Raw genomic sequence first — 21,989 nt, forward strand, 5'->3', positions numbered from 1 at the left:
AAGGAGGAAATTTGATGAGAAAGATTCAGTTTGTTGCTGCTTTAACATTCGCGTTATTAATCCTTGCGGTATGGCAGATATGGCCGCCGCTGGACGTAAAGGACGCGGAAGGAAATGTCACTAAAAAAGGAAGTATAAAACTTGGGCTTGACCTTCAGGGCGGCATGCTTTTAAAGCTTGCCGTGGATGAAACCAAGCTGCCGGAAAACATAAAACTTGAAGAAGCCGTGTCGCGTGCCCTTGAAATTTTAAGGAACAGGATTGACGCGCTTGGAGTGGCAGAACCTTTAATTCAAAGGGAAGGCGATAAGTATATTGTTATCCAGCTTCCGGGTATTAAAGATACAAACCGCGCGCTTGATATCATAGGCAAGACCGCGCTTCTTGAATTCAAGCTTGTAAGTGAAAGGTATAAAGTAACGGAAATGACGGATGTTGACGGAAATATTGACCCTGCAAAAGTACCGGCAGAAGTAATGGTGCTGGAAGGCAAGGAAGGCGAACGCTATGTTATAGAAAAAAAAGATTTAATTACCGGTGCTGACCTTGTTGACGCGAAAGTGCAGATGGGACAGTACGGAGAGCCTGTTGTAGGATTTAAATTATCACCCGCGGGCGGCAGAAAGTTTGCCGAAATCACGGGCGACAATGTAAACCGAAACCTGGCAATTGTACTGGATGATAAAGTATATTCCGCGCCTGTTATCAAAAGCAGGATAAGCGGCGGCGAAGGCGTTATAGAAGGCAACTTTACAATTGATACTTCAAGGGACCTTGCGCTTATATTAAGGGCCGGCGCCCTGCCTGCCCCTGTCAAGATTGTCAACAAGCAGATAATAGGGCCTTCAATGGGAGCCGACGCTGTTAAAAAAGGTATGATGTCCATGTTTATCGGCGCGATATTGGTTTTAGTTTTCATGGCAATTTATTATGGAATGTCGGGTATCATAGCTGATTTCGCGCTTGCCCTTAATGTTATTTTCATTTTTGGCGTGCTTGCCGCGCTTGACGCCACGCTTACGCTTCCGGGTATCGCGGGTATTACGCTTACTTTGGGTATGGCGGTTGACTCTAATATTTTAATACTTGAAAGAATCAGGGAAGAACTAAGAACAGGAAAGACAATCAGGGCGGCCATTGACGCGGGTTACAATAGGGCGCTTTGGACTATCATTGACTCTCACGTGACTTCGCTTATCACTGCGGCGATATTGTTCCAGTTTGGCACCGGCCCTATCAGGGGATTTGCGGTTACCATGTTCTGGGGTATTACCATAAGCCTCTTCACGGCATTCTTTGTTACAAAGTCTGTTTTTGATTTAAGAAAAAATTATAAAACCTTAAGTATATAAAGGAGTATGAAAAATGATTGAATTGATAAAAAACACAAAGTTTGATTTTATCGGAAAAAGAAAGATCGCGTATGTAATCTCCGCGATACTTCTGCTTAACGGCCTGTTTGGTATTTTTAAGGTTATTACCGGTACCGCGAATATGGGGCTTGATTTTACCGGCGGTTCCACTGTGCAGGTTAAGTTCAGCGCGCCGATGACGGTGGGCACGATAAGGGATGTAATGACTAAAAATGATTTCAGTAAAGCGGTTATTCAGCAGGTGGGCGGCGCTGACAGTAATGAGTTTATGATAAGGATAGGGGTAAAAGACGCGGAAGCAGGACAGGCGGAACAGAAAATTGTGTCCGCGCTTGCCGCAGGGACAGGCGACAAGGCAATTACCGTATCCGGTACAAGTGAAGTGGGGCCTGTAGTATCTTCACAGCTTAAAGAGAAAGCTTTTCTTGCTGTATTCTGGGCGCTTGTGGGTATACTTATATATATATGGATAAGGTTCAAGTTTAAATTCGCGGTAGCGGCCACACTTGCAACTTTCCATGATGTTATTGTTGTTATAGGTATACTTGTCCTGTTTAATAAAGAAATTGACCTTCTGGTTGTAACAGCGCTTTTAACCCTTGCGGGTTATTCGCTGACAGATACGGTTGTTGTATTTGACAGAATAAGGGAAAACATGAAAAACATCCTTAAACAGCCTTTAAATGAAATAATGAATTCCAGCATAAACCAGGTTCTAAGCAGAAGCGTAATAACCGCTTTAACAACCATGTTTGTGGCGGCAGCGCTTTTATTTTATGGCGGCAGCGTGCTCTTTAACTTTTCTTTTTCGTTTGTAATCGGAATAGTGCTTGGTGTTTATTCTTCGGTATTTGTGGCAAGCCCCATGGTATATGACTGGGAAATGTTTGAGAAAAAACACAGGACGGTAAAATAAAAGCGGCTTGCTTTGCCGCTTAAAGGGCTTTGACCGTGCAGATATTTATTATAGCTATTTTGCTTATAATGCAGCCGGCTGTTTATTTTATAAATAACAGCCGCGCTGCTTTTCTTTTTCTGGCGGCATGCAGCGCCGGAATTTTCGCGTGCATGCGGTCAATGGGAATTGACGCGGGGGCTTCCATGATATTTGCTTTCTTTTCTTTTGCCGCTGATCTTTTAATTTTTCGGTGCGACGAAAAATCACCCTGGAGTTTCCGGGATATTCTGCCGTTTCTGCTGTCAGCCGCTGTCATTGTATTTGCGATTTACAGGGGTGCTGCCGGTTTTTTTGCCGGTTATGTCACATTAAGCGGTAATATTCTTTCATCATCGCTGGTGTTTTTATGCCTGTATTCAGCCGGAATGCTGATTAATACTTTAAGGAGTAAAGAATAATGGCTGTTTTTATTGTTATTTTGACGGCTGCAGCCGTGATAAGCGTATATTTTCTTTTTTATAAAGGCGATAAAAAAGGTTTTCTTATTATGTCCGCGCTTATGCTTAAAGCGGGGATTATTTATCTTATACTGGGCGGCGGTATGGCTGTGCAGTATACAGTATTTCTGGCGGGGGTTTTATTCTGTTTTTATTTTATGGCATCAGCGGGCGGCGTTGTGAAAATAAAAAAAGAGTATTATCTGGCTGCGGGCGTCCTGCTTGTGTCGCTTATTTTTTTTAACGGATGCGCGGGCAAGCCGGAAATGCCGGCGGTCACGGGTGAAATTAAACTTGAATTTACCCCGGGTGAAGTTTACGTGTCGCAGGATGATGAACTTATTGTGGGCAGCCTGACCGGAAATACTGTTAAGGTTTTTGGCGGAGATTTGAAGGAAAAATATAAGTTTCAGGCGGGAGGGTATCCCTGCGATATAATAAAACAGGATAAAAAAATAATATCCGCTGACAGGCTGTCCGGAACGGTAACGGTTTATGATACCGTAACAAAAGAAACATACAGTATATCCACCGAAGGGCAGTTTCCTGCCGCGGTTGTATATGACGCTAAAAAAGGGCTTATTTATGCCGCCAACATGGGTTCTTCCAGGATATCCGTGATAGATATCGCGCAGAAAAAAGTGACGGGCAAAATAGAATCGGGCAGATGGCCTTCGGCTCTGTTTTTATCGCCTGACGGTAAGTATCTGTACATTACCTGCAAATACACAAATACAATAGAAGTGGCGGAAACGGAGAAAAGGCAGATTGTTTTTACAAGGGCGCAGACGGGTACGTCGCCTGTGGCGCTGCTGCAGCTGAATAAAAAAGAGCTTGCTGTTGTAAATGAATGGGAATATTCATATAACGGAAAAGGCAGCGTTACTGTATTTGATATGGCGCGATACAGGATTACGGAAAGCATTATTGTTCCGGGCGGCCCTTCGGCAGGGGCGGTTTCCAGAAGCAGAAGGCACATCTTTTTAAGTGTACCTTTAAAAGATGAAGTGGTATCGGTGAATGTTAAAACGGGACAGGCAGAGCATACAATGAAATTTGACGCAGGAACCCTTCCCGGCAATATGGCATTTTCAAAAGACGGAAGAAAACTTTTTGTGGCGTCAAGAAAAGATAATAAAATTGTGATAATACAGGTCAACGGGCTGATATGACGTTTATAGAACGGTATCTTATTTTTCTGCCGCTTATTATTATGTTTTCCGGTTTTTTAATAAGCGTAATGAACGCTAAAATCATGCAAAAAGCGCAAAGCGCTTTTTTTGCGGCCGCGGGAATAATTGCCGCTTATGCGGTGCTGTATACCGCGGGTGCGGACGCTGTTTTCGCGCGTTTTTCACTTTCGTCCATGTCCGCGTCTGCCGCGTGTGTGCTTTTAATAATGGCGGTTCTGTCGGGAAGTAAAGATATAAAAGCCATGTTTCTATTTATGTTTTGCGTTATGGTATCGTTAAATACGCAGACACCTGCTTTAAAAGCTGCGGCTTTTGCCGGAGCGGGTTTTGCGCTTTTATACGCGTCAGGAATTAACAGGGAACTTTCAGCGCAGAAAGCTTTTTATTCTGCCGCTTGCGTGCTGTTTTTAAGCGCGGGTAATACCGTATTTTTTCAAAGTATGGGTTTCTTTTTCGCGCTTGCTTCTTCCAATAGCGCGCTTTTAAGCAATAAAAACGGTTTAACGGAAAAAGGGGCAAAGCCCGAAATGTTAATGGGTATTTATTTTGAACTGATAACCTTAACCGCGCTGGCGGGCCTGCTTAACCCTTATGCGATAGCCGGCGCGCTTATATTTTTTATGGCGGTATCTGTTTACAATACAATCACGCAGGAAAACCGCGGTGAATTCTTCTTTGCGGGGTCAGTGTCAATCCTGTTTTTATTCATGTTTGGAATACTTTTTACCAAAGGCGCGGGTTTAATGTTAAAAGGCGCCGGCGTATATTATGTTCTGATATTTGCCGCTTTTGCGCTTTTAAGCAGGCATAAAGATGCTTCGGGCAATGTAACACAGCTGAAATTCAGGCCGGATGAAATTGTTAAACCGGCGCTTCCTGTAATTATTTCTTTTTTAACCCTGGCAGCGGAAATTTTTGCCTTAAGCGTGATTTTTTTATTTCCTCCGCGGAATCAGTTTCTTCAGATGGCGGGGTATGTTGGAGCGGCTTTATTTTTGGTGAGCGCTGTAAATAATCTTATAATAATACTTGGGGTAATTTCTAAACTTAACCCCGGTTTTATAAAAAATATTTTTATTTCGGCGGATACCTTTAAATTTTTGTTTGTTTCTGTTTCGTTTATCTTTATTTTATACCGCGGAGGGGTGTTGTGAACATGTCGGGAATGCTGATATTCGCCTCTGCGGGCGCGGTTTTTGCAATAGCGGGCGCGGCGGGCGCCGTGCCTGCGGTGTTTTTTGCCGCGTCAGCCGCTGTTATATGCGGGCTGGTATTTGTGTTTTTTGAAGGTGATGACAAATGAACTTGTTATATTTCTTTTCGGTATTTATACTGTTGATAATTCTGTTTTGCATAAGGCAGCTTGGGACGGGGTTTAAGAAGCGTTTTTTAATAAATGATTATGTGCTGACGGTAATTACCGCCGGAATTTTTGCGCTATATTTTACCGGGCAAAGCGCTTATGCGGCTGCTGTATATTCTTTCATTTTCTGCGCGGGCGTTATATTTATTGCCGGTAAAAATGGTGAAAATGAATCAAATGTTTTTATCGCTTTATTGGCGGTAAGCGCTCAGGCCGGTGCGGCATATTATGGAGGCGCGGGGGTTATGGCAGCGTTTATAATTCTGCCTGCCGGTATAATATCCACTGTCTGTTTTGCTTTGCTGGCACAAAACGCGGATAAGAATTTAAACAGTGAAATAACTAAAATATTGATGTATCTGTGGCCTGTGTTTTCTGTTTCAATACCCGCGGCAGGGGAGGCAGTTTTAACTGTTGTAATATCAGCGGTTTTTTATTTTGTACTTTTCCATTATATAAAACTGAAATCAGGTTATTCGCAGCGTATTGGTGCTATATTATTCTTCATTTTTTCGCTTCAGGCGTTGCTGATAATGGTTTTGAAAGGCGTTGCTAATTTTTAAATAGGCTTCAATTTATTAGATAGAGTTAATATGGCCTGCCTATAGAACGTTTCATAATAAAACAAACAAAAAAATAGCATGTTTCAAAATGAAACGCTATTTCTTCTTATCAGAAATAAAACCTTTATAAAATAAGGCAAAAAATTCCGGCATAGCAATTGCTATATATAATAAATGGAAGGATTACAATATTTGATTTTGAACTCTGGAAAAGGAGATGGATAAGATGGGAAAAGTTATCGGAATTGACCTTGGTACCACTAATTCTTGCGTTGCGGTAATGGAAGGAAAAGAACCAAAAGTAATTGTAAATGCGGAAGGCAACAGAACTACGCCGTCGGTTGTGGGTTTTTCAAAAGACGGGGGAAGGGTGGTAGGGCTGCCGGCAAAAAGGCAGGCGGTTGCCAATCCGGAAAATACAATTTTTTCCATCAAGCGTTTTATGGGAAGAAAGCATTCTGAAGTTGGAACGGAAACCAAAGAAGTTCCTTTCCACATAGTCGCGGCAAACAACGGCGACGCGCATGCTGAAGTAATGGGCAAACGTTACAGCCCGCCGGAAATTTCCGCAATGGTGCTTGCAAAGCTTAAAGCCGACGCTGAAAGTTATCTTGGCGAAACTGTAACGCAGGCGGTTATTACGGTGCCGGCGTATTTCAACGATTCGCAGCGTCAGGCTACAAAGGACGCGGGTAAAATTGCGGGCCTGGAAGTATTAAGGATAATTAACGAACCCACCGCGGCTTCTCTTGCTTACGGGCTTGATAAGGCAAAAAATGAAAAGATAGCCGTATATGACCTTGGCGGCGGAACTTTTGATATTTCAATTCTTGAAATAGGCGACGGTGTATTTGAAGTTAAGTCCACAAACGGCGACACGCATCTTGGCGGCGATGACTTTGACCAGGCGATAATGAACTGGATTGCCGAAGAATTTAAAAAAGAAAACGGAATAGATTTAAGGACAGACAGGATGTCCCTGCAGAGATTAAAAGAAGCCGCGGAACGCGCCAAGATAGAGCTTTCATCCACCATGCAGACAGAAATTAACCTTCCTTTTATAACAGCTGACGCAAGCGGGCCAAAGCACCTTGTTATGACAATGACAAGGTCAAAGCTGGAACAGCTTGTGGGTAATTTGGTTGAAAGGACTGTTCAGCCGGTTAAAGACGCGCTTCGCGATGCCGGAATGGAAGCCAAAGACATAGATGAAGTGGTGCTTGTGGGCGGAATGACAAGGATGCCCGCGGTACAGGAAATAGTAAAGAAACTTTTCGGTAAAGACCCGCATAAAGGCGTAAACCCGGATGAAGTCGTGGCGATAGGCGCTGCCATTCAGGCGGGCGTGCTTCAGGGAGAGGTTAAAGACGTGCTTCTGCTTGATGTTACCCCTCTTTCGCTTGGCATTGAAACGCTTGGCGGTGTTTTCACCAGGCTTATTGACAGGAATACCACGATTCCCACAAAAAAATCGGAAGTGTTTTCCACCGCTGCTGATAACCAGACCAGCGTGGAAATACACGTGCTTCAGGGCGAGCGCGACATGGCGTCCGGAAACAAGACAATAGGCCGTTTTCATCTTGACGGCATCCCGCCGGCGCCGCGCGGAATTCCGCAGATTGAAGTTGCGTTTGACATTGACGCCAACGGCATAATCAATGTTTCCGCAAAGGACATGGCGACCAATAAGCAGCAGAAGATAACCATTACGGCGTCTTCCGGGCTTAACAAGGATGAAATTGAAAACATTGTAAAAGACGCGGAAGCGCACAGGTCTGAAGACCAGAAAAAGAAAGAGGCTATTGACACAAAAAATCAGGCTGAATCGCTTGCGTATAACGTGGAAAAATCTCTTAAAGAAGCCGGCGATAAAGTGACAGAACAGGAAAAGAAAGACATAGAGGCCGCGGTGGCATCGCTTAAAGAAAAAGTTAAAAACGAAGCTTCTTCGGAAGACCTGAAAAAATCAATGGAAGAACTTACCAATAAGTTCCATACTGTGGCGCAGAAGATGTACGCGGGCGCACAGCCCGGAGCAGCCGGAGCACCAGGAGCTGAAACCGGAGCTGCAGGAGCAGAAGGCACAGGCGAAAAGAAAGACAAAGACGGTGTTGTTGACGCGGAATATGAAGTTGTGGATGAAGACAAAAAGAAAAAATAGATTTTAATAAAAATTTAAAGGAGGAAACAGAATTATGAAATTAAGGCCGCTTGGGAATCACATCATTGTAAAACCGCTTGAAGAAGAAGAAACAAAGAAAGGCGGAATTATCATTCCGGACACAGCAAAAGAGAAACCTTCAAAGGGCGAAGTTGTTGAAGCAGGCCCGGGAGCAATTATGGAAGACGGAAAAAGGAAGCCTATGGACCTTAAAAAGGGCGACAAAGTCCTTTATTCCAAGTACGGCGGAACAGAAATAAAAATGGATGACAAGGAATATCTTGTAATGACAGACGAAGACGTGCTGGCTGTAATAGAGTAATTAACGATAACAAATTAAAAAATAAAACATTTAATACAGGAGGAAACAGAAAGATGGCAAAACAGATGAAGTTCGGAGAAGACGCAAGAAGGTCCATAAAGGCCGGTATTGACAAAGTGGCCAACGCTGTAAAAGTGACGCTTGGGCCAAGGGGACGCAATGTGGTTCTTGATAAAAAGTACGGCTCGCCTACCATTACAAATGACGGCGTGACCATAGCAAAAGAAGTTGACCTGGAAGACCCTTTTGAAAATATGGGCGCTCAGCTTATTAAAGAAGTTGCAAGCAAAACGTCAGATAACGCCGGCGACGGCACCACGACAGGCACTGTGTTAACACAGGCTATCTTCACAGAAGGGCTTAAGAACATCACAGCGGGAACAAATCCCATGCCGGTTAAAAGGGGAATTGAAAAGGCATCGGCCGCGGTTATCGCGGAACTGAAAAAGATTTCAAAACCGATAAAGGATAAAAAAGAAATAGCGCAGGTTGCCACAATTTCCGCCAATAATGACAGCGAAATAGGCGAAAAGATTGCCAACGCAATGGACAAAGTTGGAAAAGACGGCGTTATAACCGTTGAAGAAGCAAAGGGAATTGAAACACACGTTGACGTGGTGGAAGGCATGCAGTTTGACCAGGGTTACGCTTCTCCGTATTTTGTGACCAATGCCGACAAGATGGTTGCGGAAATGGAAAATGCCTACATTCTTATTCATGACAAAAAGATATCAAACATGAAAGACCTGCTTCCTATACTGCAGGAAGTGGTTCAGCAGAGCAGGCCTATCCTTATAATCTCTGAAGAGGTTGAAGGCGAAGCGCTTGCGACGCTTGTTGTAAATAAAATCCGCGGCACTTTCACATGCGTTGCGGTTAAGGCGCCGGGATTCGGCGACAGAAGAAAGGCAATGCTTGAAGACATAGCCATTCTTACGGGCGGAACAGTAATAAGCGAAGAACTTGGATTAAAACTTGAAAAGGCCACAATAAAAGACCTTGGACAGGCAAAGAAAATAACAGTGGATAAAGACAATACCACAATAGTGGAAGGCGCCGGAGATAAGAAGAAAATAGACGCAAGGGCCGGACAGATTAAGAAACAGATTGAAGAAACAACTTCTGATTACGACAGGGAAAAACTTCAGGAAAGGCTTGCCAAGATAGCGGGCGGAGTTGCGGTAATTAACGTGGGCGCCGCGACAGAAACAGAGATGAAAGAAAAGAAAGCGCGCGTTGAAGACGCGCTTCACGCCACAAGGGCGGCTGTTGAAGAAGGAATAGTACCGGGCGGCGGCGTCGCGCTTTTAAGATGCTCGCAGGTGCTGGATACTTTAAACCTTTCAGACGCGGAAGAAGCAATAGGCGTGAAGATTATTAAGCAGGCGCTGGAAGCCCCTATAAGGCAGATTGCGGCCAACGCGGGTTTTGAAGGCTCCATCATTATTGACAGGGTATTAAAAGAAAAAGATTCAAGCATGGGCTTTGACGCCAATGACGGGCAGATTAAGGACCTTGTAAAGGCCGGAATTATCGACCCTACAAAGGTAACGCGCTCCGCGTTACAGAACGCAGCTTCAATCTCCGCGCTGCTGTTAACAACCGAATCAATGATAACAGACATCCCCGAGAAGAAAGAACATTCACCTATGCCGGGCGGCATGGGCGGAATGGGCGGCGGAATGGATATGATGTAAGCGGAACGCTTGCCGAAGCAAAGCCGAAAGGCTGCAGCTGAGGCTTAGCGGCGCTTACTCAGGTGGAATGCCGAAGGCTGACGCCTGAGTTAATGAAATAGATTTTATTTATCCCCGGAGCCATTATAATTAACTTATGGCGAAGCGGGATGGTTTAAAAGATTACATATTGCTGACCGCGGCCTTGAAAAAGGCCGCGGCATGCAATGTGCAGTCGTTCTATTTTGTGTTCTTTGATAAATATTTAAGTGTAATAATTACACGCGCCGGATATATTTTTTTATGCCTCCTGCAAATTGGTATGCTTGCAGTCATGAAAGCTTGAAAATTTCAGTAAGTTTATTCGTTGGCATACGCTTACTCCCGACAGGTACGGATTTGCCGGCGCTGCATTAAATCCGGATTTCGGGGGATACAGGGAACTTGGGCAGGAGTCATAAAAAAATACACCCGGCGCGTGTTTAAGTTTTATTTTAATGTATACTTTTTGTATTACGGCATTTACACCACGGTTTTATCAGGGCGAAGTTTGTACTTTAAGACAGGCGCAAATTCAGAAAGAAAAGGTGTCTTATATGCAGTTAAAAGATTATTATAAAGTGCTTGGGTTAACCGACAAAGCTGGCGATGATGATATAAAAAAAGCATTCCGCCAGCTTGCAAAAAAATATCATCCTGACGCGCATCCCGGCGACAAAGCCGCGGAAGAGCGCTTTAAAGAGATAAGTGAAGCGTATGAAGTGCTTTCCAACACTGAAAAAAAAGCTCAGTATGAAAAATTAAAACAGGCGCAGGCGGGCGGCTATGATTTTTCCAATATGGGACGCGGCGGACAGAATGGTAATTATCAGGGGAATGTGGATTTTTCATCAATTTTTGGCGATATGTTCGGGCAGAACCGCTCCGGCGGATTTTCTGATATTTTTGATATGTTCTTTGAAAACGGGCAGCGAGGCAGAGGGCAAAGCCGCGGCAGGTCAGCCGCCCCGCAAAAAGGCGATGATGTAAACATAAGAATAAAAATTCCTTTTGACCTGTCTTTAAAAGGCGGCGAAACTATTGTAAAAGTACCCCGTGCTTCGCAGTGCACATTGTGCGGCGGCACCGGTGCTGCGCCCGGCACAGGCGTGCAGCAGTGCCCCACATGCAATGGCAGCGGAAGCATACATTTTTCACAGGGCGGTTTTATGATAAATAAACCCTGCCCCAATTGTGACGGAAGAGGCACCGTGATTAAAACCCCATGCATAAAATGCGCCGGTACGGGCAGTGAAAAAGAGATAGAAAAAATAAGGATAAAAATACCGCAGGGCGTGACTGACGGGACAAAGTTAAAAATAAGCGGGCACGGCGATTATGGCAAAGGCGGCCGCGGTGATTTGTATGTGATTTTTGGCGTTGAAGAAAGCGCGCAGTTTGAACGCAGGGGCGACGACCTTTATTACGGCGCGTCAATAAATCTTGCGCAGGCGGCTTTGGGTTCAGAAATTGAAATACCTCTTACGGACGGCGCGGTAAAGGTAAAAATTCCCGCAGGCACTCAGCCGGGGTCGGCGCAAAAAATAAAAGGAAAGGGCGCCAAGAATATAAAGACGGGTAAAAACGGCGACCTTATTATTGTTATAAACGTGGAAATTCCCTTGAAGTTAAATGATAAAGAAAAAAAGCTTATACAGGAACTTGCAAAATTAAAAGATATGAAGTACTGAAAACGCTTAAGGGGAGAGGCCATGATAGAACTTGTCAATGTAAGCAAAAAATTCGGCGGTAAAACTGTGGTGGATGGCGTCACCTTTACCGTTAACAAGGGTGAAATTATAGGTTTTCTTGGGCCTAACGGCGCGGGCAAAACCACCACTATGAGGATGATTACAGGTTTTTTTCCGCCGTCAGCGGGAACTGTAAAAGTGGCGGGTTATGATATCACCAAAGAACCCATAAAGGTAAAAGAGCAGATTGGATACATGCCTGAAAACGTACCGCTTTACAAAGAGTTGTCTGTAAGTGATTATTTGAAATTTATAGCTGATATAAAAGGCGTGGCCAAAGGCGATAAGAAAGCGGCGATAGAGCGCGTGATGGAAGAGACAGGGCTGACAGGTGTTAAAAATTCCATAATAGGAAAACTTTCCAAGGGTTATAAGCAAAGGGTGGGGCTTGCACAGGCAATATTAAATGACCCAAAGGTGCTGATACTTGACGAGCCCACGTCAGGGCTTGACCCAAAACAGATAAAAGAAATAAGGACGCTGATAAAAAAAATGAGCGGCGACCGCACCATAATACTGTCCACCCACATTCTGCCTGAAGTAAGCGTCACGTGTGATAAAGTTATTGTCATCAATGAAGGCAGGATAATAGCGCAGGATAATGTCGCTGACCTTGAAAAGACTTTTAACAAAGGTGCAAGAATACACCTTGAAGTTGAAGCCCCTAAAGATAAATTTATTAAGGAAATGCTTGCCATTAAGGGTGTTTCATCTGCTGAAGAAAAAAACGAAATAGAACCGGGGATTTATACCTATACAATTGATACGGCTGAAGGCGCGGATTTAAGGCGCGAAATTGTGCAGAGTATAGCGCGCAATAAATGGGCGCTTCTGGAATTAAAGCGCGAACAGCTTACACTGGAAGACGTTTTCCTGAAGCTTGTCACCAGGGAGGATGAAAATGTTCAGTAAATTTACCGGACTGTATAAAAAAGAAATAAGGATATTTTTCAGCCAGCCAATTGCGTACGTTCTAATAGTGGTTTTTATGGCTATTTCCGGATATTTTTTCGCGTCTATCGCCAATTACTATTCCGAAGTGTCGTTAAGAAGCATGAACACGTACCAGCAGAATATGATGGACCTGACCACGCTGGATGGAATTTTTCGGCCGTGGTTTTTTAATATTTCGTTCATACTTCTTCTTATACTGCCGCTGATAACCATGAGGACGTTCGCGGAAGAAAAACGCGAAGGTACAATGGAACTGCTTTTCACTTTTCCCGTAAGCGATGCCGCTGTGGTGGCGGCAAAATTCTGCGGCGCGTACACGGTCTTTCTTGCAATGCTTACAGGGGCCATGTCGTCCGTGATTACATTAAAACTGTCCGCTAACTTTGATATGGCGCCGGTAATCGGCGGCTTTTTTGGGCTTATGCTTTTAGGCGGCGCTTTTATAATGCTGGGCACATTTATATCCGGGCTTACCGACAGCCAGATAGTGGCGGCGGTAATCACTTTTGCGGTGCTTTTGTTTATCTGGATAATTGACTGGTTAAGCGCTGTAGTGGACCCGGCATTGGGAAGGGTGCTTTCAAACCTGTCCGTCATACGGCACTATGACAGTTTCAGCAAAGGCGTAATTGATACCGCTGACCTTGCGTATTACGGGGTATTTATGTTTATTTTCTATTTTTTAAGCCTTCGCGTGCTTGAATCAAAACAGTGGAGGGGATAAAGATGAACAATAATTTATTAAATAAAATACTGCTGATAACCGGGCTTGTGCTTATAATGCTTTCAGGGCTGTCAGCGGCGCTTATAGGAAAATTTAATACAGCCGCGCTTATTTCGCTCGTGCTTGGGTTTGTCTGCGCTGGTTATACCGTTTTTATGGAGAGAAAAACCATTATAACGGCGCTGTCCGGAAAAAACGCGAAGCAGGGAATAAATTCTGTTGTTTATTCGCTTTTAGTTATGGGTATAGCTGCGCTTGTACTGGCTGTGGCAATATCCAACGCGAAACAGTTTGACCTGACGAAAAATAAAAAATATTCCCTGTCTGATCAGACCAAAAAGACCCTTCAGGCATTAAAGAAAGACATGGACGCGTATTACTTCTATTCTGTTACCGCAAGAAATATGCAGGTGGAAGACACGCTTAGATCATATGAAAAAATTAATTCAAAGTTCAGATATAACCCTGTTGACGCGGATAAAAATCCCGCGATGGGGAAAAAATTCAACGTGGACCGTTACGGCGTTGTGGTAATAAGCAGGAAAGATAATAATACATCGGAAACGGTGGATGACCTTACTGAAGAAGGTTTTACAAACGCCGTTATAAGGCTTTCAAGCGATATAAAGAAGAAGGTATATTTTACAAAAGGCCACGGAGAGCCGTCGATTGATTCTCCTGCCAATGATAAATCCGGATATGGGTCGGCAAAAAAAGCCCTTGCTTCACAGAATTATGAAGCCGAACAGGTGGAACTTTTTACGATGACATCTGTGCCGCGCGACGCGGCCGTGCTTATAGTAGCCGGCCCGCAGGCTGATTTTTTTCCGCGTGAAATTAAGGTGATAAAGGATTTTATTTCCAATAACGGAAGGGTGTTTGTGCTTTATCCTCCGCTTGTAAAACTGCCCAATCTTGAAAGTCTGATTGCCGCATACGGATTTAAACCGCATAACGACATAGTGGTGGATAAGATAAGCAGGATGCTTGGCGGTGATTTTCTTATGCCCGTTATTTCATCGTATGAAAGCCATGAAATTACAAAGGGCTTCACTGTCGCGACCTTTCTTCCAATGTGCCGTACGTTTGAACTGTCCGGCAATGCGGTATCGCTGTCACGCACAAATCCCGGCAGCTGGGGCGAAACAGACCTTGCGGGTATAAAGGAAGCAAAGGCAGGGCTTGATTCAAAAGATATAGAAGGGCCGCTTGTAGTCAGTGCGGTTACGGAAATTACAAATGAAGGCAATACCCTGGCGGCAAAAGCCGCGATGGCGGTGTTTGGCAGCAGTGAGTTTGCCAATAATACTTTTATAGCTTCGTCGGGAAACAGGGATATGTTTTTAAATGTGGTAAGTTTTCTGGCGCGGGATTCGGACATGATATCCATAAGGCCGAAGGGAAGGAATTTTGAGCCCCTGTTTATAACCAAAATACACGGAACAATGCTGTTTGTAATACCCATAATTGTGCTTCCCCTGCTGGTGATAACGGCGGGAATACTGGTGTTTTTAAGGAGAAGAAAGCCATGAAGCCGAATAAGACCGTGACGGCGCTTATAATTTTCGCGCTGCTTGGCGCGTACTATTATTTTGTGGAAATTAAAAAGAAAAGCGCCGATAAGGAAAAAAAGGCGGAACAGGAAAAACTTTTTCCGGGATTTGATGAAGGCGCTGTAAATAAAATTACGGTCAATAACGGGAAAGAAATCATTACCGTCATAAAACAGGGTGATACATGGATGCTTGAAACGCCTTTGAAAGCGCCGGCTGATGACGGAATGATAAATGGAATGCTGAAAGATTTCGCGCAGGCAAAGGTGCAAAGAAAAATTGAAGATGGAGACCCGGAAGAATACGGCCTTGGAAAAAAAGAGAACACGGGTTTTAAGTTTTATGCGGACAGCGAATATTTTGTTGATTTTGGCGATGAAAACCCCACGGAAAGCTACGCTTACGTGGTAAAAAATGGAGACGACAATTTCTATATAATTGACAGCATACTTAAAAGGTATTCCGAAAAAAAGCTGTTTGATTTCAGGAATAAAGGTTTGTTTAAAATAGAAGAGCCCGGCGTAAGCGCCGTGGAAATTGATTTAAAAGACAGGAAATATACGCTTGAGAAAGATGATAAAGGCAATTGGAATCTTATAAAACCGTTTAAGGCTGCTGTAAAGAAAGACAGGGCGGGCGCAATAATTGCTTATATGAAAAACAGCGCGGTTAAGTATTTTGAAGCTGACAAAGACGCGGCTAAGTTCGGCCTTGCGTTACCTTCGCAGAAGGTTGTTCTGACAACATCTGACGGCAAAAAGACTGTTTATTTTGGTGTTCTGGACGGAGTGAAAAAATCTGTTTTTGCCAAAGCGCAGGGTGTTCCCGGAATATTTGAACTGCCGGATTACATTTATACAAATATTCCAAAAGCGGATGAAATTTTAAATAAACAGATACTTGTGATTGAAGATGACGGTGTTGACAGGGTGGAGATTAAATACAAAAATAAGTTTATTGAGGGAGCCAGGGGAAAAGATAAAAAATGGAAGACCGTTAAAGCGCAAGGTTTATCCAAAGAAGAGAAAAAAATAACAGATACAGGGGCGGTAATTTCCGCGATAAGGCAGATGGAGTACGCTGAAAAATTTGATGCCGGAGCAAAGGCGGAATTTTTTACACGGTCACAGCCTTCGCTTGAAATCATAATGAAAAAAACGGGCGCTGAAGATATCAATGTCATCTTTGGTGATAAAGCAGACGGGGAATTATATTATATAAAGACGGCTGACGGCGTGTTTTCGTTTGATAAAAATAAGATGAATAGCATTAATCTGCCGGGATTTGACAGTTTTTAAATTTGAACTTTTTTAAAAAGGCAGACGTCAAATATCAGTAAGGTTTGTAAAAAAACAGGAGGTAATTTATGAAAAAACTTATCGTCTTGTTGTTGGTTTTTATGTTTCCTTTTACCCTTCCGGCAGTGCCCATGATACCTTCAAGTTTCAGTGAAATCGCGCAGATTGCGGAGCCTTTTGTGGTAAATATTTCAACCGTTAAAATTGAAAAAAGGCAGCGCGACCCTTATTATGACAGGTTTTTTAATGATCCCTTTATGCAGGAATTCTTCGGAGTTCCTCCGCAGAGCGGGCGGGACAATTCCATAAAAAGAAGAAGTTTAGGAAGCGGTTTTATAGTATCAGATGACGGATATATCCTTACCAATAATCACGTGGTGGGAGGAGCCGATGAAATAACCGTAAAACTTTTCAATGAAAAAGAGTATAAGGCAAAGGTTATAGGCGTTGATAAAGAAACCGACCTTGCAGTTATAAAAATAGACGCAAAAGGTTTAAAGGCCGCGGTGCTTGCCGATTCGGACGCGATAAAAGTGGGCGACTGGGTGGTGGCGATTGGAAGTCCGTTTGGACTTGAAAAAACAGTTACGCAGGGGATAATAAGCGCCAAGGGCAGGGTAATAGGCGCCGGCGCGTATGATGATTTTCTGCAGACAGATGCCGCTATTAATCCGGGAAATTCCGGCGGCCCGCTTGTTGATCTGGAAGGGAAAGTTGTGGGGATAAATACCGCGATTTCTTCCGCTTCCGGCGGATATGACGGTGTGGGTTTCGCGATACCGTCAAACATGGCAAGAAAAATTTATGATGATATCACGCACGGCGGAAAAGTCGTAAGGGGATGGCTGGGCGTGGGCATACAGGAACTTACCCCCGAACTGGCAAAACATTTCAAGGTAAAAGAAGGCGTGCTTATTTCGCAGGTATTCAAAGAAAGCCCGGCGGAAAAAGGCGGCATCAAAAACGGCGACGTAATCACGCGGTTTGACGGAAAAAAAGTTACAAAATACCGCGAGCTTCAGTCGCTTGTGGCAAGCACGCCTGTGGGCAAGACTGTTATTGTAAAGGTGTCAAGGAAAGGCGCGGAAAAAGAACTTAAAGTGAAAATATTTGACAGAAGTAAAGCTGAAACCGCGCAGGTAAGCGAAAAAGCGCAGTCCGGTTCGCTTGGGATGCTTGTGGTTGACATGAATGAAGAATATGCAAGGCAGTATGGTACGGATTCCACAGCCGGAGTTGTGGTGGTAAATGTAGAACCCGGTTCGGTGGCGGATGAGGCCGGCGTAATGAAAGGTGATATTATTCACGAAATAAATACCGTAAGGATAAAAAATTCAGATGTGTTTAATTCGGTCACGGGAAAGCTTGGCAGGGGCAGTGAAGTGGTAATGTTAATTGAACGCAGAAACGCGATGATATACCTGGCGTTTACGATAAGGCAGTGAAGCCGGATGCTTGGATGCTTGGAAGGTTAGATGCTTGGTGAAAAACTGAGGGACGGATGCACGGATGCACCGAGGGACGGAAAGAACTGAGGATTGGATGATCGGATGCACGGAGGGACGGAAGAAAAACCAGCGGCTCGGCAGTACAACGGCATGATAGCCGGGTTTTGACTTGGAAGGAGTTATTCCTCCGTTTTTACAGGGGTTGGGTGTGTTTTTTCAGCACGCGCCGCAAATTGGTATTCTTGTATTCAAACAAACTTGAAATCAACAGGTATGTTAATTCATTGGCAATCGCGGGTTTGCGGCACATACATATTTGCCGGCGTTGCATTAAAACGCCCCTGACGCATACATACCATTCTTTCGCGGCACGTACTGAAAAAACACACCCAACCCCTGTTTTAAACCCGAGGCAACTCACCCGAATCTTGTTTTGATGTTTGGTGGTATATTTATTTTAACTTCCGTCCCTCGGTGCATCCGACCATCCGACCATCTGTTTTTACCGTCCCTACGTGCATCCGACCTTCTATCCCTCCGGTTTTTTTAATTCTTTTGACAGGTATATAAATATCTGTTAAACTCATTAATTAGGGGAACTATTTTATAGTTATGATGTCTAATATAATTAAGGAATGCGCTCTCGTTTAAGGGGGATGCGATGAAAGGGAAAAAAGCGGTAAGAAAGACAGCCGCAATAAGAAAAATTGCCTTCATTGCAGTTTTTTTGGCAATGGTAATAATTCTTATTAATACCCCTGCTTATTCTGCATGCACCCCCGCTTCTGCCCAGCTTTGCGCGGCTGTTGATGACATAGCACAGGTGTATTTAAACGGCACATTGATAACCAATACGGATTTATGGGATTTTCCCGGCGGAGAAGTGGATTCAGCATTTCCTTATTCCGATATAAGCGGAAGCCCCGGGCCTCCTGCTCCTCTTTGTATCAGTTTAGATGCCGCGCAGCTTGCTTTGCTGCAGCCCACAGGAAATGTGATTTCTGTAAGGACGCTTAACACCGGCGCGTATGAACTTTGGACATCTTACAGCCTTGATGTTGTGTGTGCTGAAGGCGGCCATTCTTATGTCAGCAGCGCGGATATTGCAAATATTGATTTGTATTACGATGATTCCTGTCCTGCAGGCGATATTCCGCAGTATGCGGGGCTTAATTGGTATGACCCGCTGTACGATCAGGATAATTCCGGGTTATCGTGGAATCTGCCGCAGTATGAAGAGGGGCTGAAATACGGCAAAAGAATTTATGATCCTGCCACAAACAGTCTTTTGCCTGCGCTAAGTTATTCCACTGATTCTGAAACCACTGACGGTGACTGCAAAGAAATATTCACAAGGCAGGGATTTGACCTTACTATAGACCCCACTCCCGAACCGCCGCACTTTACATTAAGTAAGACCGCAAACCCGGCCACAAATGTGGGGCTTACAACCCCTTATGAAGTTACGTTCACGCTGCACATCTGCAATACGGGCGGAGGAACTTCAGGGAATCCTGTAACAATTGCGGATGACTGGTCAAGCGCGGTTGATGACTGGCAGTATTTCTGGCCAAATGATTACACTGATACCATGCTTGGTTTTATTGATTATAGCGGCAGCGGACAGACAGGTTCTATTACTTTTGCAAACGGATTTCCTGCTGATACATGTTATGATTACAATTACGCTGTAAAACTTTACAGCGGCTCTCCCACTTTCTGCGATGTCTGGGATAATACGGCAAATTTAACTTACCTTGCGTCGCCGACGGTTGTGGCAACTGCGGTGGTTGAAAATTACTGCCCGGATCCGCCGGTATTTACAATGGTAAAATCGGCAAGTAAAACAACTGTAAGCGGAAATAACGATTACCTTACTTACACAATACACCTGTGCAATACGGGCGGCGCCGCGTGGCAGGGCGTAATGACAATTTATGACGATATGACATCAGCGCCGGGGGACTGGCAGTTTGACGGCCCGTATAATGTGGACAACCCCGCGGTTGGAATAGATTATTATGATACAACCGGCGGCAATGATTACAGGACTTTTAACATCCATTTTCAGCAGCCCGGTTTTACAGGGTGCGTGGATTTAGAGTACCGTGTGCATTCGGCTAACAATTACGGCTGCGGGCCCTGGCATAATGACGCGACCCTTAACAGCTATATGGGTTCGCCCACAATTGTTTCAACCGTGGTTATGAATAATTACTGCTCGCCGACATTTACACCTTCGGTGACAAGGACGATAACGCCTACAATGACACCTACAATGCCGCCGAATTTCACAATAGTAAAATCGGCAAGTAAGACCACAGGTATCGTGGCGGGTGATGAAATAACATTTAATATTCAGATATGTAATACAGGAGGCGCTGTGTCTTCTGGGAGTCTGGTTATAAGAGATGACTGGTCATCTTCCACCGACAGCTGGAGTTATCTTGATCCTTACTATATTGGTAATCCTGTGTCCGGAATAAGCAGTGTTTCCCACAGTGGAAGCGGTAAAGTGCGTGATTACACTGTCAGTTTTACATCGCCCGGTTTTACCGGGTGTTATACATTGCCTATAAGGGTTCGTATGGACACGCGCGTGGGGTGCGACTGGTATAATCTTGCATCGCTGGCCTATCAGACAACGCCTACAATAGTATCAACCGTTGATATGCATAATTTATGCGCGTCGCCCACGCCCACTGCTACAAGGACTGTGACAAGGACAGTAACAAGAACCGCGACACGTACAGCCACCTTAACAGTAACGCGCACAAGGACGCTTACAAGCACGCCGACCAGTACTTTAACAGCGACGCCGTCTGTCACCTTTACGCGGACTGCCACGCCGACTTCTACAAGAACAATCACTTATACAATAACAAATACAGCAACGCCCACATCGACGCTTACTTCAACGCGGACAATTACTTTTACCGCCACGCGGACGATAACGTTTACGGTGACAAGAACGGCAACTCCCACAATGACAGTAACATCCACGCCAACGGTCACGTTCACCGCCACACGGACTATAACGTTTACGGTGACAAGAACGTCAACGCCCACCATGACTGTTACGGCAACACCGACAGTTACGTTTACCGCCACGCGGACAATAACATTTACGGCAACCCCAACGGTAACTGTGACCGCGACATCAACGCTTACGGCAACGCAGACAATAACATTTACGGCAACAAGAACGGCAACTCCCACAATGACTGTTACGGCAACGCCTACGGTTACGTTTACCGCCACGCGGACGATAACATTTACGGCAACGCCAACGGTAACTGTGACCGCGACATCAACGCTTACGGCAACGCAGACAATAACATTTACGGCAACAAGAACGGCAACGCCGACAATGACGGTAACGGCAACACCTACGGTTACGTTTACCGCCACACGGACGATAACATTTACGGCAACGCCCACTGTGACTGTGACCGCGACGTCAACGCTTACGGCAACGCAGACAATTACTTTTACGGTAACGGCAACTGCAACGCCCACAATGACAGTGACATCCACGCCTACGGTCACGTTTACGGCGACCGGTACGATAACATTTACGGCAACGCCCACTGTGACTGTGACCGCGACGTCCACACTCACCGCCACGCAGACTATAACATTTACGGTCACAGCAACGGCAACGCCTACTATGACTGTTACAGCAACGCCAACGGTCACGTTTACCGCGACAGGGACTATAACATTTACGGCAACGCCGACTCAGACATTAACAGCAACGCCTACAAATTCGGTGTCGCAGACAGATACTCCGACAATTACATTTACAGCAACGCCTACGTCTACAAATACAGTCTTAGATACGCCGACATCCACAATAACTTTTACAGCCACACCCACGCAGACTTTAACGGCTACTCCTACCAATACTGTATCACAGACATACACGCCGACAGTGACATTAACGGCAACACCGACGGCTACAGTAACCGCGTCGCCTACGGTTACGCATACGGCGACAGGCACAATAACATTTACATCAACTCCTACACAGACTCTAACGGCCACGCCGTCAAATTCCGTATCACAGACAGACACGCCGACAGTGACATTAACGGCAACACCGACGGCTACTGTAACCGCGTCGCCTACGGTTACGCATACGGCAACGGGGACAATAACATTTACATCAACACC

17 protein-coding genes are annotated in these 21,989 nt (G+C 44.7%); all 17 read left to right on the forward strand.

Annotation, left to right across the window (positions count from 1 at the left end; all coding sequences use genetic code 11):
- The first annotated feature begins 14 nt into the window (after nt 1-14).
- Nucleotides 15-1,352 carry a protein translocase subunit SecD gene (gene secD, locus JXR81_01925; protein ID MBN2753604.1) on the forward strand — a complete coding sequence of 446 codons (1,338 nt, stop codon included), beginning with the start codon at nt 15-17 and terminating at the stop codon, nt 1,350-1,352.
- A gap of 13 nt (nt 1,353-1,365) precedes the next feature.
- Nucleotides 1,366-2,289 carry a protein translocase subunit SecF gene (gene secF / locus JXR81_01930; GenBank protein ID MBN2753605.1) on the forward strand — a complete coding sequence of 308 codons (924 nt, stop codon included), beginning with the start codon at nt 1,366-1,368 and terminating at the stop codon, nt 2,287-2,289.
- A gap of 35 nt (nt 2,290-2,324) precedes the next feature.
- Entirely contained in the window at nt 2,325-2,729 is a 405-nt protein-coding gene (locus JXR81_01935) for a hypothetical protein (GenBank protein ID MBN2753606.1), read from the forward strand.
- On the forward strand, nt 2,729-3,940 hold the full coding sequence (locus JXR81_01940) for a beta-propeller fold lactonase family protein (GenBank protein MBN2753607.1): 1,212 nt from the start codon (nt 2,729-2,731) through the stop codon (nt 3,938-3,940). The genes JXR81_01935 and JXR81_01940 overlap by 1 nt, the downstream gene beginning before the upstream one ends.
- Nucleotides 3,937-5,115, forward strand: coding sequence for a hypothetical protein (locus JXR81_01945; protein ID MBN2753608.1), 1,179 nt, complete (start codon nt 3,937-3,939; stop codon nt 5,113-5,115). Before JXR81_01940 ends, JXR81_01945 begins: the two co-directional genes overlap by 4 nt.
- Entirely contained in the window at nt 5,112-5,264 is a 153-nt protein-coding gene (locus JXR81_01950) for a hypothetical protein (protein MBN2753609.1), read from the forward strand. The genes JXR81_01945 and JXR81_01950 overlap by 4 nt, the downstream gene beginning before the upstream one ends.
- On the forward strand, nt 5,261-5,887 hold the full coding sequence (locus JXR81_01955; protein ID MBN2753610.1) for a hypothetical protein: 627 nt from the start codon (nt 5,261-5,263) through the stop codon (nt 5,885-5,887). The genes JXR81_01950 and JXR81_01955 overlap by 4 nt, the downstream gene beginning before the upstream one ends.
- 226 nt (nt 5,888-6,113) lie before the next feature.
- Complete coding sequence (gene dnaK / locus JXR81_01960; protein MBN2753611.1) at nt 6,114-8,048, forward strand: molecular chaperone DnaK; 1,935 nt, start codon at nt 6,114-6,116, stop codon at nt 8,046-8,048.
- Between the two features lie 34 nt (nt 8,049-8,082).
- Nucleotides 8,083-8,370, forward strand: coding sequence for a co-chaperone GroES (gene groES / locus JXR81_01965; protein MBN2753612.1), 288 nt, complete (start codon nt 8,083-8,085; stop codon nt 8,368-8,370).
- 53 nt (nt 8,371-8,423) lie between these two features.
- Nucleotides 8,424-10,067, forward strand: a complete 1,644-nt coding sequence (gene groL / locus JXR81_01970; GenBank protein ID MBN2753613.1) for a chaperonin GroEL — start codon at nt 8,424-8,426, stop codon at nt 10,065-10,067.
- A 575-nt stretch (nt 10,068-10,642) separates the two neighbouring features.
- A complete protein-coding gene (locus JXR81_01975) occupies nt 10,643-11,776 on the forward strand; it encodes a J domain-containing protein (protein MBN2753614.1) in 1,134 nt (377 codons plus the stop codon).
- A 21-nt stretch (nt 11,777-11,797) separates the two neighbouring features.
- Nucleotides 11,798-12,748, forward strand: a complete 951-nt coding sequence (locus JXR81_01980; GenBank protein ID MBN2753615.1) for an ATP-binding cassette domain-containing protein — start codon at nt 11,798-11,800, stop codon at nt 12,746-12,748.
- Nucleotides 12,738-13,514, forward strand: coding sequence for an ABC transporter permease subunit (locus tag JXR81_01985; GenBank protein MBN2753616.1), 777 nt, complete (start codon nt 12,738-12,740; stop codon nt 13,512-13,514). The genes JXR81_01980 and JXR81_01985 overlap by 11 nt, the downstream gene beginning before the upstream one ends.
- Before the next feature lie 2 nt (nt 13,515-13,516).
- Nucleotides 13,517-15,046, forward strand: coding sequence for a GldG family protein (locus JXR81_01990; protein MBN2753617.1), 1,530 nt, complete (start codon nt 13,517-13,519; stop codon nt 15,044-15,046).
- Nucleotides 15,043-16,365 (forward strand): DUF4340 domain-containing protein, encoded by a 1,323-nt coding sequence (locus JXR81_01995; GenBank protein ID MBN2753618.1) that lies wholly within the window; start codon nt 15,043-15,045, stop codon nt 16,363-16,365. The genes JXR81_01990 and JXR81_01995 overlap by 4 nt, the downstream gene beginning before the upstream one ends.
- A 68-nt stretch (nt 16,366-16,433) precedes the next feature.
- On the forward strand, nt 16,434-17,810 hold the full coding sequence (locus tag JXR81_02000) for a Do family serine endopeptidase (GenBank protein ID MBN2753619.1): 1,377 nt from the start codon (nt 16,434-16,436) through the stop codon (nt 17,808-17,810).
- A gap of 664 nt (nt 17,811-18,474) precedes the next feature.
- Nucleotides 18,475-21,989: hypothetical protein (locus JXR81_02005; GenBank protein ID MBN2753620.1), on the forward strand; the 3,515-nt coding region annotated here is incomplete at its 3' end.

This window comes from Candidatus Goldiibacteriota bacterium, assembly GCA_016937715.1.
GTDB lineage: Bacteria > Oederibacteriota > PGYV01 > PGYV01 > PGYV01 > PGYV01.

Excerpts from the sequence above, each read along its gene's own strand:
- JXR81_01985 (MBN2753616.1), top strand. The coding sequence starts at position 12,738 with ATGTTCAGTAAATTTACCGGACTGTATAAAAAAGAAATAAGGATATTT.
- JXR81_01990 (MBN2753617.1), top strand. The coding sequence starts at position 13,517 with ATGAACAATAATTTATTAAATAAAATACTGCTGATAACCGGGCTTGTG.
- JXR81_01975 (MBN2753614.1), top strand. The coding sequence starts at position 10,643 with ATGCAGTTAAAAGATTATTATAAAGTGCTTGGGTTAACCGACAAAGCT.
- JXR81_01955 (MBN2753610.1), top strand. The coding sequence starts at position 5,261 with ATGAACTTGTTATATTTCTTTTCGGTATTTATACTGTTGATAATTCTG.
- dnaK (MBN2753611.1), top strand. The coding sequence starts at position 6,114 with ATGGGAAAAGTTATCGGAATTGACCTTGGTACCACTAATTCTTGCGTT.
- JXR81_01945 (MBN2753608.1), top strand. The coding sequence starts at position 3,937 with ATGACGTTTATAGAACGGTATCTTATTTTTCTGCCGCTTATTATTATG.
- groES (MBN2753612.1), top strand. The coding sequence starts at position 8,083 with ATGAAATTAAGGCCGCTTGGGAATCACATCATTGTAAAACCGCTTGAA.
- secD (MBN2753604.1), top strand. The coding sequence starts at position 15 with ATGAGAAAGATTCAGTTTGTTGCTGCTTTAACATTCGCGTTATTAATC.
- JXR81_01980 (MBN2753615.1), top strand. The coding sequence starts at position 11,798 with ATGATAGAACTTGTCAATGTAAGCAAAAAATTCGGCGGTAAAACTGTG.
- JXR81_01940 (MBN2753607.1), top strand. The coding sequence starts at position 2,729 with ATGGCTGTTTTTATTGTTATTTTGACGGCTGCAGCCGTGATAAGCGTA.
- groL (MBN2753613.1), top strand. The coding sequence starts at position 8,424 with ATGGCAAAACAGATGAAGTTCGGAGAAGACGCAAGAAGGTCCATAAAG.
- JXR81_02000 (MBN2753619.1), top strand. The coding sequence starts at position 16,434 with ATGAAAAAACTTATCGTCTTGTTGTTGGTTTTTATGTTTCCTTTTACC.
- JXR81_01995 (MBN2753618.1), top strand. The coding sequence starts at position 15,043 with ATGAAGCCGAATAAGACCGTGACGGCGCTTATAATTTTCGCGCTGCTT.
- secF (MBN2753605.1), top strand. The coding sequence starts at position 1,366 with ATGATTGAATTGATAAAAAACACAAAGTTTGATTTTATCGGAAAAAGA.